General features: G+C 69.3%; 13 protein-coding genes. 8 read left to right on the forward strand and 5 right to left on the reverse strand.

Features of this window, described 5'->3' with window-relative positions; all coding sequences use genetic code 11:
- Positions 1-3: 3 nt before the first annotated feature.
- The 8 genes from ACI766_RS14085 to ACI766_RS14120 all read left to right on the forward strand — a co-directional run bounded on the left by ACI766_RS14085 (position 4) and on the right by ACI766_RS14120 (position 9,817).
- Positions 4-801 carry an ABC transporter permease gene (locus ACI766_RS14085; RefSeq protein ID WP_003113102.1) on the forward strand — a complete coding sequence of 266 codons (798 nt, stop codon included), beginning with the start codon at positions 4-6 and terminating at the stop codon, positions 799-801.
- Positions 798-1,652: an ABC transporter ATP-binding protein gene (locus ACI766_RS14090; protein WP_003113103.1), complete on the forward strand. Its 855-nt coding sequence runs from the start codon at positions 798-800 to the stop codon at positions 1,650-1,652. The genes ACI766_RS14085 and ACI766_RS14090 overlap by 4 nt, the downstream gene beginning before the upstream one ends.
- The gene (locus ACI766_RS14095) at positions 1,649-2,614 is read left to right on the forward strand and encodes a HEAT repeat domain-containing protein (protein ID WP_023114386.1); all 966 of its coding nucleotides are present in this window, start codon (positions 1,649-1,651) and stop codon (positions 2,612-2,614) included. Before ACI766_RS14090 ends, ACI766_RS14095 begins: the two co-directional genes overlap by 4 nt.
- The gene (locus ACI766_RS14100; RefSeq protein ID WP_003113105.1) at positions 2,611-2,892 is read left to right on the forward strand and encodes a DUF971 domain-containing protein; all 282 of its coding nucleotides are present in this window, start codon (positions 2,611-2,613) and stop codon (positions 2,890-2,892) included. Before ACI766_RS14095 ends, ACI766_RS14100 begins: the two co-directional genes overlap by 4 nt.
- 341 nt (positions 2,893-3,233) lie before the next feature.
- Positions 3,234-4,592: a carbohydrate porin OprB gene (oprB, locus tag ACI766_RS14105; protein ID WP_023104355.1), complete on the forward strand. Its 1,359-nt coding sequence runs from the start codon at positions 3,234-3,236 to the stop codon at positions 4,590-4,592.
- 153 nt (positions 4,593-4,745) lie between these two features.
- Positions 4,746-7,157 carry a glucose/quinate/shikimate family membrane-bound PQQ-dependent dehydrogenase gene (locus tag ACI766_RS14110; RefSeq protein WP_058148763.1) on the forward strand — a complete coding sequence of 804 codons (2,412 nt, stop codon included), beginning with the start codon at positions 4,746-4,748 and terminating at the stop codon, positions 7,155-7,157.
- A 131-nt stretch (positions 7,158-7,288) separates the two neighbouring features.
- Positions 7,289-9,409 carry a TonB-dependent receptor family protein gene (locus ACI766_RS14115; RefSeq protein WP_033979732.1) on the forward strand — a complete coding sequence of 707 codons (2,121 nt, stop codon included), beginning with the start codon at positions 7,289-7,291 and terminating at the stop codon, positions 9,407-9,409.
- Between the two features lie 120 nt (positions 9,410-9,529).
- Positions 9,530-9,817: a hypothetical protein gene (locus ACI766_RS14120; protein WP_023115335.1), complete on the forward strand. Its 288-nt coding sequence runs from the start codon at positions 9,530-9,532 to the stop codon at positions 9,815-9,817.
- A gap of 12 nt (positions 9,818-9,829) precedes the next feature.
- On the opposite strand, the gene ACI766_RS14125 is transcribed toward ACI766_RS14120, so the two are convergent.
- From ACI766_RS14125 to ACI766_RS14145, 5 genes are read right to left on the reverse strand one after another with little or no spacing between them, the layout of a single operon-like run.
- A complete protein-coding gene (locus ACI766_RS14125; RefSeq protein WP_009876436.1) occupies positions 9,830-10,465 on the reverse strand; it encodes a hypothetical protein in 636 nt (211 codons plus the stop codon).
- Complete coding sequence (locus tag ACI766_RS14130) at positions 10,452-11,996, reverse strand: M48 family metallopeptidase (protein ID WP_003117821.1); 1,545 nt, start codon at positions 11,994-11,996, stop codon at positions 10,452-10,454. The genes ACI766_RS14125 and ACI766_RS14130 overlap by 14 nt, the downstream gene beginning before the upstream one ends.
- Positions 11,997-12,659 carry a hypothetical protein gene (locus tag ACI766_RS14135; protein WP_003089328.1) on the reverse strand — a complete coding sequence of 221 codons (663 nt, stop codon included), beginning with the start codon at positions 12,657-12,659 and terminating at the stop codon, positions 11,997-11,999.
- On the reverse strand, positions 12,656-13,327 hold the full coding sequence (locus tag ACI766_RS14140) for a hypothetical protein (protein WP_003122739.1): 672 nt from the start codon (positions 13,325-13,327) through the stop codon (positions 12,656-12,658). Before ACI766_RS14140 ends, ACI766_RS14135 begins: the two co-directional genes overlap by 4 nt.
- Positions 13,324-14,781, reverse strand: a complete 1,458-nt coding sequence (locus ACI766_RS14145; RefSeq protein WP_034022128.1) for a M48 family metalloprotease — start codon at positions 14,779-14,781, stop codon at positions 13,324-13,326. Before ACI766_RS14145 ends, ACI766_RS14140 begins: the two co-directional genes overlap by 4 nt.
- Positions 14,782-14,787 lie beyond the last annotated feature (6 nt).

Below are 14,787 nucleotides of genomic sequence, written 5' to 3' on the forward strand. Positions count from 1 at the left end.
CCCATGAGTTCGCTTCCGATCTCCCGACCCTGGCGCTGGGCCACCCGCGCCGCTTCGCTGGCGGCCTGCCTGGCGTTCTGGCAGCTCGCCGCCGGTCTGCAACTGAATCTGGGCCTGGTGACCTTCGCCAACGTGCCGACGCCCGGTGCGGTGTTGCTGGCGGCCTGCAACCTGGCCCAGTCCAGCGTGCTCCTGGCGCACCTCGGCGCCAGTCTGGCGCGGGTCTTCGCCGGCTATCTGCTGGCCGCCGCGCTGGGCATCGCCCTCGGCCTGGCGATCGGCCGCTCGGCCTGGGCCGAGGCCTTGCTGCTGCCGCCGCTGGAAGTGCTGCGGCCGATCCCGGCGGTGGCCTGGATTCCCCTGGCGATCCTGATGTTCCCTTCGTCGGAGGCCTCGATGATCTTCATTACCTTCACCGGCGCGCTGTTCCCGATCCTGCTCAATACCGTGCATGGCGTGGAGGCGCTCGATCCGCGCCTGCTGGCTTCGGCGCGCAGCCTGGGGGCGGGGCGCCGGGCGCTGCTGCGCGAGGTGCTGCTGCCCGGCGCCGGACCGGGCATCTTCACCGGCCTGGCGATCGGCATGGGCACCTCCTGGTTCTGCCTGGTGACCGCCGAGATGATCTCCGGGCAATGGGGACTGGGTTACTACACCTGGGCTTCCTACAACATCCAGAACTACGACGAGGTGGTGGTCGGCATGCTGCTCATCGGCCTCTTCGGCATGGGCAGCAGTGGGTTGGTGAAGCGCGTCGGCGCGTCGCTGACGCCCTGGTACGCGGCGGGAGGCAAGGTCCGATGACGACGGCCGGCAACAGCCTGGGGCGCATCCAGATCCGCGACCTGAGCATCCGCCTGGGGCAGGGGAGCGAAGCCTTCGAGGCGGTCCGCGATCTGAACCTGGAGGCGCGGCCGGGCGAGTTCGTCTGCCTGCTCGGGCCTTCGGGATGCGGCAAGTCGACCCTGCTCGGCGCCCTGGCCGGCCACCTGCGGCCAAGCGCCGGCAGCGTGAGGGTCGACGGCCGGAGCGTGGAAGGACCTTCGCCGCAGCGTGGCATGGTATTCCAGCAGCACACCCTGTTCCCCTGGCGGCGGGTCCGCGACAACGTCGCCTTCGGCCTGAAGATGCAGGGCCTGGCCCGCGCCGAGCGCAACCGGCGCGCCATGGAGATGCTCGGACTGGTGGGGCTGGCGGACTTCGCCGGGCGCTGGCCCGGCCAACTGTCCGGGGGTATGCAGCAGCGCGTGGAGATCGCCCGGGTGCTGGTCAACCGGCCGCGCCTGCTGCTGATGGACGAGCCCTTCGGCGCCCTCGACGCGCAGACCCGGCTGAAGATGCAGACCTTGCTGCTGGACGTATGGGCGCGGGTCCGCACCACGGTGCTGTTCGTCACCCACGACATCGACGAGGCCCTGTACCTGGCGGACAGGGTGCTGGTGATGAGCCCCCGTCCGGGACGGATCATCGCCGACCTGGCGCTGGACTTCCCGCGCCCTCGCGACACCCGGCTGGTGACCAGCGCCGACTTCGTGCGCCTGAAACGCCACTGCCTGGAACTGCTCGACCACGACGACGGCCGCCAGTTGCCGCGCCTGACCCCGCTCGGCTTGCCGCCGGGCATCACCCCGGACCGACTGCGGATCGCCATATGACCTGTAAAAACGCCACCCTGCCCGAAATCCTCGAACTGTCGCTGCGCCTGGAGGACGCCGACCCCGGCGTACGCCGCCTGGCGCTGATCGAACTGGCCGACCTGGAGCTGCCGGAGGCGCTGCCGTTGCTGATTGCGGCCCTGCGCGGCGATCCCGACCCCGGCGTGCGCGGCGAGGCCGCGCGCCTGCTGGAGGCCTGGGAGGAAGACGCGGTGGTCGATGCGCTCTGTGCGGCCCTGGCCGATCCGGTGCCGGCGGTGGCCGATGCCGCCGCGCAGAGCCTTGGCGAACTCAAGGAACCGGCCGTCGGGCGGCGCCTGCTGCCGTGGCTCGGGCATGCCGATGCCTTCGTCCGCGCCAGCGTATTGCGTGCATTGCGCGAACTGCGTCTGGAGGAGAGCGCCGTGCCGGCCCTGGCCGCCCTCGGCGATCCGCAGGCGGCGGTGCGCCGCGAGGCGGTGGCGGTACTCGGCTGGCTCCGCCACCAGCCGGCCCTGGCCGAACTGGCCAGGCTGGCCAGCGCCGATGTCGACCCGGAGGTACGCCGGGCGGCCACCGGCGCCCTCGGCCTGAGCCGCGAGGCGACGGTGCTGCCGGCGCTCTGCGCGGCGCTGGCGGACGCTCAATGGCAGGTTCGCGAAGAGGCGGCGACGACCCTTGGCAAGCTGGGCCGGGAGGAGGCCGGCGAGCCGCTGCTGAAGGCCCTGGCGGACGACTACTGGCAGGTCCGCCTGCGCGCCGCGCGGGCGCTCGGGCGCTTGCGCCACCGCCCGGCGCGGGAGGCGCTGGAAGCATTGCTCGGCCATCCCATCGGCAACCTGCGCAAGGAGGCCGCCCTGGCCCTCGGCGAACTGGCGGACCCGGCCTCGGCCCAGGCCTTGCGGGTCGCCGAAGGCGACGGCGATCCCGAGGTGCGCAAGGCGGTGCGTATCGCCCTGGCGCAACTGCGGGTGCCGGCATGACCCAGCCGCCGCTGCGCCTGCGCAATTCCGCCAGGGACGGCTGGCTGATGCTCGAATGGGCGGACGGCGCGGTCAGCCGGATCGACCATGCTCGCCTGCGCGCCGCCTGTCCCTGTGCGCAATGCCGGGCGCAGCGCCTGCGCGGACGGATCGTCGCGGCGGAGCAGGGCGTGCGCCTGCGCGATATCCGCCTGCAGGGCTACGGCGTGCAGTTGCTGTTCGACGATGGCCACGAGCGCGGTATCTACCCCTGGTCCTATCTGCGCGACGAACTCTGAGGCGGGTATTGTTCCGCTCCCGGCAACAACGTGAAGCGCGTTCATGGGTTTCAGATTGTTGCCACTCCCTGCGTTGTCCCCGTCCCGCCACGGCCACCACCCGGGTGACCCGCTCGAAGGCCCGCCGCCTGGCTTCGTTGTCGTTTCCGTAACACTGTTTTCCAGCCTGAAACGTTTCAGCTTTACTTGCAAAGACCTTATCATTCGCAAATTAACCATTGTTCTGCTTGGCTCAGATCATGAGTCCTCTTCATAAACCCTTGCTCCTTGCAAGGTTATCGAGGAAGTAGAGCGGTCGCTGCGTGCGGCCAGTCGACCATTCGCAACGAGGAAGCGTTCGCGTGAAATCCCATCTTCTCCGCCCGGCCCTGCGCCCCGTGGCCGGCGGCCTATTGTCCGCCTCCCTGCTGTGCAACGCGGTGCACGCCGCCGAGGCGTTCTCGCCGAACTCGAAATGGATGCTCGGCGACTGGGGCGGCAAGCGCACCGAGCTGCTGGAGAAGGGCTACGACTTCAAGCTGGAGTACGTCGGCGAGGCGGCGGCCAACCTCGATGGCGGCTATGACGACGACAAGACCGGACGCTACACCGACCAGTTCGCCCTGGGCGTGCACATGGATCTGGAGAAGATCCTCGGCTGGAAGGCTACCGAGTTCCAGTTCACCGTCACCGAGCGCAACGGCAAGAACCTTTCCAACGACCGCATCGGCGACCCGCGTGCCGGGCACATCAGCTCGGTGCAGGAGGTCTGGGGCCGCGGGCAGACCTGGCGGCTGACCCAGCTGTGGCTCAAGCAGCAGTACTTCGACGGCGCGCTGGACGTGAAATTCGGCCGTTTCGGCGAGGGCGAGGACTTCAACAGCTTCCCCTGCGATTTCCAGAACCTGGCCTTCTGCGGCTCGCAGGTGGGCAACTGGGCGGGGAGCATCTGGTACAACTGGCCGGTCAGCCAGTGGGCGTTGCGGGTGAAGTACAACTTCGCGCCGGACTGGTACGTGCAGGTCGGCGCCTACGAGCAGAACCCGTCGAACCTGAAGACCGGCAACGGCTTCAAGATGAGCGGCAGCGGGACCAAGGGCGCGCTGCTGCCGGTGGAGCTGATCTGGCAGCCGAAGGTCGGCGCCGAGCAACTGCCGGGCGAGTACCGGCTGGGTTACTACTACAGCACGGCGAAGGCCGATGACGTCTACGACGACGTCGACGGCCAGCCGCAGGGGCTGACCGGCAACGACTTCAAGTCGCGCGGCAGCAAGCATGGCTGGTGGGTGGTGGCGCAGCAGCAGGTCACTTCGCACAACGGCGATGCCTCGCGCGGGTTGAGCCTGTTCGCCAACCTGACGGTCCACGACAAGGCGACCAACGTGGTGGACAACTACCAGCAGCTCGGGGTGGTCTACAAGGGTCCGTTCGACGCGCGGCCGAAGGACGACATCGGCCTGGGCATCGCGCGCATCCATGTCAACGACGATGTGAAGAAGCGCCAGCGCCTGGTGAACCAGGTGAACGGCATCGACGACTACGACAACCCGCTGTACCAGCCGCTGCAGGACACCGAGTACAACGCCGAGCTGTACTACGGGGTGCATGTGACCGACTGGCTGACGGTGCGGCCGAACCTGCAATACATCAAGCAGCCGGGCGGGGTCGACGAGGTCGACAACGCGCTGGTGGCGGGGATCAAGATCCAGACGGTGTTCTAGGCTGTTGCTTCGGACAACCGCGATTCGGTCATGGCCAGCGGCCATTTCTTCAGCGCCGCCCAACGCGGCGCGGCGGGCTGAACAGCCCGGCGTGCAGAACGTAATAGGAGAGTAAGCAATGCCTGTCATCAACCCCGAAGGGAGTACCGGACGATGAGCGAAGGTAACCGCAGTCGATCGCGCCTGCTGCCGAGCCTGCTCGGCCTGTTGATCCTGCTGTCCGGCCTGGCGCTGCTGGTCGGCGGCATCAAGCTGGCGAGCCTGGGCGGCTCGCTGTACTACCTGCTGGCCGGCATCGGCCTGGCCCTGAGCGGACTGTTGCTGCTGCTGGGCAAGCGTGCGGCGCTAGGCCTGTACGCTCTGGTGCTGTTCGCCAGCACCGTCTGGGCGCTGTGGGAAGTCGGCCTGGACTGGTGGCAACTGGTGCCGCGCCTGGCTCTGTGGTTCGTCTTCGGCCTGCTGCTCTGGCTACCCTGGTTCCGCCGCCCGCTGCTGGCCGACGGTCCGGCGCCGCTGGGCACCGCGGCGCTGGGCGTGGCGGTGGTCCTGGCCGGCGCCGCCGCGGTGGGCAGCCAGTTCACCAATCCGGGGCAGATCGTCGGTCGCATCGACCGCGACAGCGGCATGACCAGCACCGCCCCGGCGATGCCGGACGGCGACTGGCAGGCCTACGGGCGCACCGAGTTCGGCGACCGCTACTCGCCGTTGAAGCAGATCACCCCGGCCAACGTCGGCCAGCTCGAGGAAGCCTGGCGCATCCGTACCGGCGACCTGCCGACCGCCGACGATCCGCTCGAACTGACCAACGAGAACACCCCGCTGAAGGTCAACGGCATGCTCTACGCCTGCACCGCGCACAGCAAGGTGCTGGCCCTCGACCCGGACACCGGCGCGGAAATCTGGCGCTTCGATCCGCAGATCCAGAGCCCGGTAGGCTTCAAGGGCTTCGCCCACATGACTTGCCGTGGCGTCTCCTACTACGACGAAGAGCAGTACGCCAGGAGCGACGTCGGCGCGCCGCCGGCCGCGCTCTCCGAGGCCGGCAAGGCGGTCGCCGCCAGTTGTCCGCGGCGCCTGTTCCTGCCCACCGCCGACGCCCGTCTGATCGCGATCAACGCCGACAATGGCAAGGTCTGCGAGGACTTCGGGGTCAAGGGCGCGGTCGACCTGACGGCCGGCATCGGTCCGTTCACCCCGGGCGGCTACTACTCCACCTCGCCGGCGGCGGTCACCCGCAATCTGGTGATCATCGGCGGCCACGTCACCGACAACGAGTCGACCAACGAGCCGTCCGGGGTGATCCGCGCCTTCGACGTGCACGACGGCAAGCTGGTGTGGAACTGGGACAGCGGCAACCCGGACGAGACCGAGCCCCTGGCTCCCGGCAAGTTCTATACCCGCAACTCGCCGAACATGTGGTCGCTGGCCAGCGTCGACGAGAAGCTCGGCCAGGTCTACCTGCCGCTGGGCAACCAGATGCCCGACCAGTGGGGCGGCAACCGCACCCCCGGTGCCGAGAAGTTCAGCGCCGGCCTGGTGGCCCTCGACCTGAACACCGGCAAGCTGCGCTGGAACTACCAGTTCACCCACCACGACCTGTGGGACATGGACGTCGGCAGCCAGCCGACCCTGCTCGACCTGAAGACCGCCGATGGCGTCAAGCCGGCGCTGATCGCGCCGACCAAGCAGGGCAGCCTGTACGTGCTGGACCGCCGCGACGGCACGCCGATCGTGCCGATCCGCGAAGTGCCGGCGCCGCAGGGCGCGGTGGAGGGCGACCATACCGCGCCGACCCAGGCGCGTTCCGACCTCAACCTGCTGCGCCCGCCGCTGACCGAGCGCGACATGTGGGGCAGCAGCCCGTTCGACCAGATGCTCTGCCGCATCCAGTTCCGCTCGCTGCGCTACGAGGGCCAGTACACCCCGCCGTCGGAGCAGGGCAGCCTGATCTATCCGGGCAACGTCGGAGTGTTCAACTGGGGCGGGGTGTCGGTCGACCCGGTGCGCCAGATCCTCTTCACCAGCCCCAACTACATGGCCTTCGTCTCGCAGATGGTGCCGCGCGACAAGGTGCCCAGCGGAAGCAAGCGCGAGGGCGAGACCAGCGGCGTGCAGCCGAACACCGGCGCGCCCTACGCGGTGATCATGCATCCGTTCATGTCGCCCATCGGCCTGCCGTGCCAGGCGCCGTCCTGGGGTGACGTGGCGGGTATCGACCTGACCACCGCCAAGGTCGTCTGGCAGCACAAGAACGGCACCAGCCGCGACAACACCCCGGTGCCGATCGGCCTCACCGTCGGCGTACCGAGCATGGGCGGCTCGATCACCACCGCCGGCGGCGTGGCCTTCCTCAGCGGCACGCTCGACCAGTACCTGCGCGCCTACGACGTGAAGGACGGCAAGCAGCTCTGGCAGGCGCGCCTGCCGGCCGGCGGCCAGGCCACGCCGATGAGCTACACCGGCAAGGACGGTCGCCAGTACGTGCTGATCGTCGCTGGCGGACACGGCTCCTTCGGTACCCGCATGGGCGACTACATCATCGCCTACGCCCTGCCCAGGCAATGACCCGCCCACCGGGAGCCCACAGCCGGCTCCCGGCCTTCCGGGCCTCGGCCCGGAAGGGGCTTTGCCAAGGGGAGGCGCGTTCCCGCCCTTGGCAAAGCCCCTTCGATACCTTGCGACCCGCGGAACCCTGCATGCCGTCCCGACCCCGACCCAGCTTCGTCTCCCACCTGTTGCCCGGCTCCCTGGCGCTCTGCGGCCTGGCCATCGCCTGCGCCGTCCAGGGCGAGGAGCGACGCAGCCTCGAACCCATGGTGGTGACCGGCAGCTACAACCCCAGCGACACCTTCGACCTGCCGTTCTCGGTGGATAGCATCGAGCGTCGGCAGATCGCCGACGGCCAGCTCGGCATCAACCTCTCCGAAGTCCTGCCGCGGGTACCTGGCCTGGTGGTGCAGAACCGCCAGAACTACGCTCAGGACCTGCAAATCTCCTCGCGCGGCTACGGCGCCCGCTCGGCCTTCGGTATCCGCGGGCTGAAGCTGCTCGCCGACGGCATCCCGGCCAGTACGCCGGATGGCCAGGGCCAGGCCGCGACCCTCAACCTCGACGTCGCCGAGCGCATCGAGGTACTGCGCGGGCCGGCCTCGACGATCTACGGCAGCAACGCCGGCGGGGTGATCCAGATGGTCTCCCGCGACGGCCAGGGCGCCCCGCGGGTCGGCGCGGAAACCTCCGTCGGCAGCGATGGCCTGAGCCGCAACCACCTGTACACGGAAGGCGAGGGCGACGGGGTCGGTTTCCTGGTGGATGCCTCGCGGATGGACACCGACGGCTACCGCGACCACAGCGCCGCGCGCCGCGACCAGACCTTCGCCAAGCTCAACTTCAGGCCCGACGCCGACAGCCGCCTGGCGCTGATCTACAGCAGCCTGGAACAGAACGACACTGAAGATCCGCTGGGGCAGACCTGGGACGCCTACAAGCACGACCCGCGCTCCGTCACCGCCAACGCCGAGCTGTACGACACGCGCAAGAGCATCGACCACCAGCAGGCCGGGATGAACTACGAGCGCTACTTCGGCGAGGCGACCTTGCAGGTCAACGCCTACGTGGGCAAGCGCAGTGTCGTGCAGTATCTGTCGATCCCCAGGGGGGTGGCCTCCAACAGTCAGCGTGGCGGCGGCGTGGTGGACTTCGACCGCGACTTCCACGGTGGCACCGTGCGCTGGCTGCAACCGGTACGCCAGGCGCCGGGCGTGCTGAACCTGACCGTCGGCCTCGACTACGACCAGAGCCGCGACGACCGTCGCGGCTACCAGAACTTCAACGGCGACCAGCTCGGCGTGAAGGGCGAGTTGCGCCGCGACGAGGTGGACACCGCCACCAGCCTCGATCCCTACCTGCAGGCGAGCTGGGCCATCGACGCCTGGACCCTGCAGGCCGGGGTGCGCCACAGCACCATGAAGATGGAGGTCGACGACCGCTACCTGAGCAACGGCGATGCCAGCGGCTCGCGGCGCTACCGGAAGAACACCCCGTCGTTCTCGGTGATGTACGCCTTCACCCCCGACCTGCACGGCTACCTCAGCGCCGGCAAGGGCTTCGAGACTCCGACCCAGGCGGAGATGGCCTATGCGCCGGTGGCGGCGAACGCGCCGGACGTCTTCAACTTCGGCCTCAAGCCAGCCACCAGCAGCCAGTACGAAGCCGGGCTGAAGGCGCGCCTGTGGGGCAATACGCGGGTCAACGCGGCGATCTTCCAGATCCGCACCGAGGACGAGATCGTCGTCGCCAGCTCCCTCGGCGGTCGCACCAGCTACCAGAACGCCGGCAAGACCCTGCGTCGCGGCTTCGAACTGGGCCTGGAGAGCGAACTGAGCGAGCACTGGAACGCCAACCTGGCCTATACCCGGCTATCCGCCACCTACGATTCGGATTTCGAGGCCGGCGGCAAGACCATCGGCAAGGGCAAGCACCTGCCGGGCGTGCCGGAAAGCAGCCTGTTCGGCGAACTGGTGTGGAAGCCCGCGGAGGGCATCAGCATGGGCTGGGAAGGCATGTACCGCAGCCAGGTCTACGTCGAGGACAGCAACAGCGAAAAGGCCGCGCCGAGCTATGCGGTATTCAACTGGCGCACCCGCTTCGAGCAGCGCCTGGGAGCCTGGGCCTTCCACCAGCTGGTGCGCCTGGACAACCTGTTCGACCGCCAGTACGTCGGCTCGGTCATCGTCGGCGACGGCAACCGGCGTTACTACGAAGCGGCCCCCGGGCTGTCCTGGTACGCGGGAGCCGGGGTCGAATACCAGTTCTGAAGTGCCGGATGCGCTTGTTCGCGCTACCCGGCCAGCCCTTGTCAGCGTCGTCAATTCCGATTACTGTATGGATGTACAGTAATCGGAAATCGCCTGCCTGCGCGACAAGGAGCACCGATCATGAGCCACAACCTTGCCGAACTGCCGCTGTCCCGACGCCGCGCCCTGGAGCGCGAGAAACAGGCTTGCCTGCGCCTCCACCTGTCCCGCAATCGTGCCAGCGAACGCCTGGAGTGCGCCGTGCGCGACGAAGTCGAGCGCCTGCTGGGTGCTCGCGAGCGCCAGGGGACCGGCTGGCCGGAGTGGGTCAGCGCGGAACTCTGCGTGGCGGACGACCCGCTCTTCGTGCGCAAGGTGGTGGCGCGCCTGAAAGCTGCGGTGGACTGGCAACGCCAGCGCGCAGCCTGAGCGTTGCTCGCTTCAGGCCCCGCTGCCGTCGCTTCCGGGCGCGCGATGATGTTGCAGGGCGCGCTGGCGATGGCCGGCGAGGATGTACCGGTAGATCAGTCGTGCGAGCGGCTCCAGCTCCATTTTCTGGCCGTTCAGCGCGGCGCCGCAGAGTGCCAGCTTGACCCGCTTGCCGCCGGCCACCGCGCGGGCTTCGGGGCGGGCGAAAGCCCGCGGGTCGAAACGGGCATGGTTGTCGAAGCTCGGCGCCGTGCAGTCGAAGGTGGTCGCGAAGGTGAGTTCCAGCCAGCGCCCGCGCTCGATCTCCAGCGACTGGAAGGTGTACATCGGCACCTGCGGCGCGTTGGCGAAGGCGATGCTCTCCGGCGTCAGGGTGAGCGCGACCTGGCCGTGGCGCCGGTAGAGGAACACGCCCGCCAGGCAGGCGTACAGGCCGCCGCCCAGCAGCAGCGCGGCTGGCAGCCAGAACAGCCATTGGCCACTGGCCAGGCGCCAGGCGTGGGGCAGCGAAGCGAGCCAGAGACCGGTGGCGCCAGCCACCAGGCCAGCGAGCAGGGCAACGCAGGCGGTGCCCCGCGAGACCTCGCGGATCTCGCAGCGGGCTTCCAGCGGCGGCAGTTCGTCGAGGGTTTCGTCAGTTTCTTGCATGGGGATTCTCACAGGTCTTGCCGAGCAGGTCGGCGCTGAGCGCTCGGCTCAACGCCAGGGGGGCGCCGAACCAGACGCCCAGCGCCTGGCTCGGCGGTCGTGTCGGAACGGCCCGGCCGGCGGTCCCGGCCCAGGTGCGTTCGAAGCTCTCTCCCAGCGCCGTGCAGCGCAGGCCCAGCGGAGGGTGGGTATCCTGCGGATGGACCTGGAGTCCCTCCGCCCCGGGGGCCGGTGCTTCCAGGCCGGACTGGCCCAGGTAGACGTGGATGGCGTCCACCAGGTTGTCCGGCGCGCGCGCCGGAGCGAGCAGGCAGTGTTCGAGGAACGCCCGTATCGGCGCGCCGGCCGCCGCGCTGCGCAGCAGGGCCGAGGCCATCGCCGGCGCACCGGCCAGTTGTGCGGCGCGGCGGTCGGCGGCGAATTCGCGCAGGCGGCTCCAGTGGTTCACGGCGAGGCCGAAACGTTCGAGGAAGTACCCGGCCAATAGTCGCGCCGGTTCCAGTGCCGCACGTTCGAAGACGTTGGCTTCCTGCTCCTCGATGGCGGCCAGTTGGCTCGCGGCGCCCTGGTAGATCGGCAGGAAGCGCAGGCTGTAATGGGCGTCGCGGCCGGCGAAGTGGGCCAGTTCGTGAGCGATCACTGCACTCAGTTCGGCGCGGTCCAGCAGGCCCAGCAACGGTAGCGAGAGGTATAGGCTGCGTCCTTCCAGATGCTCGCCGGAAGGTTGCAGGCAGACGCGGTTGGCGGTCACGTAGAAGCCGTCGCAGAGACCTACCAACAGGTGCTGCGGGGCTGGCGTGTCGAGGCGCGCCGCCAGCTCGCGCAGTAGCGTCCAGAGTTCCGGTGCATCCTCTTCGCCCAGCCGGCGGCCGATGACATCCAGGGCCGGCGCCGGGCGCAGGCGCAAGCGGCTGATCTTCGCCAGCATTTGCCACGCCGACGCCAGCAGGCCGAGAAGGATCAGCGCCACGCTCAGTTGGGTGCGTCCTTCGCTGACCGGAACCTGGCCGACCCGCCACAGCCCGAGGATCTCGAACGTTCCGGCACAGGCCAGGGCCAGGGCGAGCAGGCCGATCTGGGCGAGGAGCAGGCAGGGTAGCAGGCGTCGGCCCAGCTCGAACCACAGGAGCAGGCAGCGACGCGAGCGCAGTGCGCTGCGTGCGGCGCCGGCGATGCCGGCCAGGGAGACGGCTCCCAATACGGCGACCAGCGCCGCCAGGCAGGCTCCGCTATCGGCGAGGACGGCGGCGAAGCGATTCAGGCGCTGTGCGCTTCGTGTGTCGGCGAGTTGCTCGTCGAGCCGCGCCAGGGCCAGGTCGCGCACATAGGCCCGGCCGTCCACCCGGACGCTGGCCCTCGGCGGCAGCGCCCGCGCTTCGGCGAGCGCGCGCTCGACCCGCTGCTGCGCGGCGCCCAGTCGCTCGGCCTGCTGCTCGGCGCGCCAGGACTGCCAGGCGCCGAGCCCCGCCAGCAGCGCTGGAACCAGCACCAGGCAAAGCAGCAGCCTTCGCGGATGGACCGTGCCCTTCACTCAGCCCTGGCTGCGCAGTTGTTGCAGGTAGCGCTGGGCGTGGGCGGCCTGGATGTAGGCGTCGAGGATCGCCGCCATGTCGTCGCAGTCCAGCTTCTTGCCATCGCTCTGCAGGCCGGCCGACATGATGGTGATGCGCGGGTCCTTGCCTTTGAAGGCCATGGCCTGGGAGGCGAACACCTGGCGTACGGCGCGATGGGTCGGCAGCGGCGTTTCGGGCCGCAGGTGGAGGGTCTGGGTGGTTTGCAGCATGTCGGCCTTGACGCTGAAATCGATGACGTCGGCCAGCTCGACCGGAGCCGACAGGCTGTCGGCCCAGAGCTGGGTACGGGTCAGGCGCATGAAGGGGGTCTTGCCGGAGTTGCGATGCTGGTAGCCGAGGAACAGCCCGAACAGGCCGAGCAGCAAGCCGACGACGCCGACCCCCGGCTTGCCCTGGGAGAACCACATGCCGGTCATGATGAAGGGCACGATGCTCAGCAGCGGACCCAGCACCACGTACTTGCGGGTATTGGTGAACTCGGTGGCCGGCGGTACGTTGGCGATCACCCGCTCCAGGTGGGCGATGACCTCGGCGGTCTTCGCCTGGTTCAGCTCTTCGTGTTCGGCACCGAGGGTTTCGGCGAGGTTGGAGACGAGGTCCCGGGGTTCCTGGTTGCTCATGGAAATATCCTTGGAGTTGGGAGTGAAGAGGAAGCACTGGGCGGGATCTCGCCCAGTTGGCGGAGCCGGGCCTGGGCGCGGGCGATGTCCAGGTAGAGGTCGATGACCTCCGCGGCTTCCAGTAGCGACAGGTTGCGACCGTTGAGGCGCCAGCCGGGGGACAGCAGGCGAACCCGTGGGCCGTCCCGGCATTCGCTGACGGCACGCGCGGCGAACGGATCGAGCGGGCGCGTGGATGGTGCCGGTAGCGCCTTGCCGTGCAGTTCGAGGACTATCGCGGAGAACCAGACCCCGTCCTCCAGGCGCAGGTCGGCGACCTCCAGCAGGTCCAGCGGCGCCGACAGGCTGCGGGCGCGCAGGCGCCCCTGGCCGAGGACGAGGAACGGCGCGCTCCTGGCGTTGCGCTGCAGGCAGGCCAGGCACATGAGGAGGGCGGCCGCCGCCAGCAGGCACAGCGCCGCCGCCTCATGGCCGGGACCGGGGTGGTCGCGCAAGGTCCAGGCGCCGCCGAGCAGCAGCAGGCCGAGCAGGGCGGACAGCGGCGCCGCGCCACGGGCGGCGCCGATGCTTATCCGGTTGGGGACGCTGGCGACGAAGCGCCGCAACTGCGTGGCTTCGTCGCCCCTTGTCCCGGCGGGGCAGGGCGTTTGCGCGCCCGGCGGGATCACCGGCTTTCCCCGTGGCCTGCATCGAGCAGGCGGTTGAGCCACTGCGTGTCGTCGGCGCTGACGATGCGCCTTGCCTGTCGCAGCAGATCGTCGTCGAGCGCCAGGGAAAGGTCCGCGATCCGCTGGTAGGTCGGCGGGTGACTGTCGAAGGGGTGTTCCAGGCGGCGAGCGCTGTCGTGTTCGTCCAGTTCCAGGGCGTTCCCGCGCAGATGGTCGGTCAGCGCATGCACCAGGTTGCGCGTCTGCGGGCTGGCCAGCAGGCGTTCGATCAGTCCTGCAAGGGCGCAGGTGCGTAGCAGCGCGATGGCGAAGACCCGCGCGCCGGCTACCAGCGCCCCGACCTTGTCGGCGGCCAGTTCCTGGCGGCGATTCCAGTGCAGGTAGGCGCGCTCGAAGCGATCGAGGAAGTACAGCGCGGCCCACAGGCCCGGCTTGCCGAGCAGGCCGACACGCCCATCCTCGGGGGCGGCGATGCGTTCGATGCGCAGGCGCACCTGCCGCTGCAGGAGCGACAGGGAGGCACCGTGGGCGGTGTCTCCGGCGGCGAAGTGGCCCAGTTCGTGGCCGATGATCGCGGCGCTTTCGGCCTCGCTCATGACCGAGGCATAGGTCAGCGGGATGTACAGGGTACGTCCCTCCAGCGGAATGCCGCGGGGTGCCAGCAGGACCTTGGCCTGGGTGACGAAGTAGCAGTGCTCGATGCCGGTGACGACATGGTCCGGTAGCGGCGCTCCGGCGCGGTCGGCGATCTGTCCCAGCCATTGCCAGAGGCCGGGCGCGGCGACCCGGTCGAGTTCGCGGCCGAGCAGGTGGAGCACCGGTTCCTCCAGCGGCAGCAGTTCGCCGCGCAGGCGCCGCAGCATGAGCAGGCCGCCGAGGAACAGCAGCCACAGCGGCAGCGAGAAGAGCAGGGCGACGAAGCCGTGGCTGTGCCAGTGGCTGTAGCTCCACAGCGCTTCGTAGAGCAACTGGCTGGCCAGGGCGGCGACCAGCAGGCCAGCGTGCAGCGGGACCAGTCGACCGAGGCGCCGCCAGGCCGGCGCGAGGTGGCCGAGCAGGTAGGCTTGCGAGCGCATCGAGCGGCGCCCGTCGTATTCCAGTCTCGCCAGCAAGGCGGCCGCGACCAGCGCCGACGCCAGCGCGCAGAGCTTGCCGATAGCGGCCAGCCAGCCGCGCAGAGCCAGCCAAGGATGGTCGCGGCGGATGGCCTCGGCGTCTTCGGCGAACTGGTGAAGATGACCTTCGACGCCATAGGCCGGACGGAACAGGTGACGGGGAATGGCGCCGGCGGCGTCCGGGTCGTTGCGCACCGAGGCGCTCCAGTCGCGCATGAACTGTTCGTCGTGCAGGGTCGAGTCGACCCGGAAGGCCTGCACGGCGGACCAGGCGTAGAGCGCCAGGGGAATCAGGAAGAGGAATGCGAGCAGCCTTACCCGCAGCGTATCGTGGCTCATCCGCGT

This window comes from Pseudomonas sp. DL (assembly GCF_047199225.1).
Classification (GTDB): domain Bacteria; phylum Pseudomonadota; class Gammaproteobacteria; order Pseudomonadales; family Pseudomonadaceae; genus Pseudomonas; species Pseudomonas aeruginosa.

Excerpts from the sequence above, each read along its gene's own strand:
- ACI766_RS14125 (WP_009876436.1), bottom strand. The coding sequence starts at position 10,465 with ATGCAAGAAACTGACGAAACCCTCGACGAACTGCCGCCGCTGGAAGCC.
- ACI766_RS14110 (WP_058148763.1), top strand. The coding sequence starts at position 4,746 with ATGAGCGAAGGTAACCGCAGTCGATCGCGCCTGCTGCCGAGCCTGCTC.
- ACI766_RS14115 (WP_033979732.1), top strand. The coding sequence starts at position 7,289 with ATGCCGTCCCGACCCCGACCCAGCTTCGTCTCCCACCTGTTGCCCGGC.
- ACI766_RS14100 (WP_003113105.1), top strand. The coding sequence starts at position 2,611 with ATGACCCAGCCGCCGCTGCGCCTGCGCAATTCCGCCAGGGACGGCTGG.
- ACI766_RS14145 (WP_034022128.1), bottom strand. The coding sequence starts at position 14,781 with ATGAGCCACGATACGCTGCGGGTAAGGCTGCTCGCATTCCTCTTCCTG.
- ACI766_RS14120 (WP_023115335.1), top strand. The coding sequence starts at position 9,530 with ATGAGCCACAACCTTGCCGAACTGCCGCTGTCCCGACGCCGCGCCCTG.
- ACI766_RS14090 (WP_003113103.1), top strand. The coding sequence starts at position 798 with ATGACGACGGCCGGCAACAGCCTGGGGCGCATCCAGATCCGCGACCTG.
- ACI766_RS14095 (WP_023114386.1), top strand. The coding sequence starts at position 1,649 with ATGACCTGTAAAAACGCCACCCTGCCCGAAATCCTCGAACTGTCGCTG.
- ACI766_RS14085 (WP_003113102.1), top strand. The coding sequence starts at position 4 with ATGAGTTCGCTTCCGATCTCCCGACCCTGGCGCTGGGCCACCCGCGCC.
- ACI766_RS14135 (WP_003089328.1), bottom strand. The coding sequence starts at position 12,659 with ATGAGCAACCAGGAACCCCGGGACCTCGTCTCCAACCTCGCCGAAACC.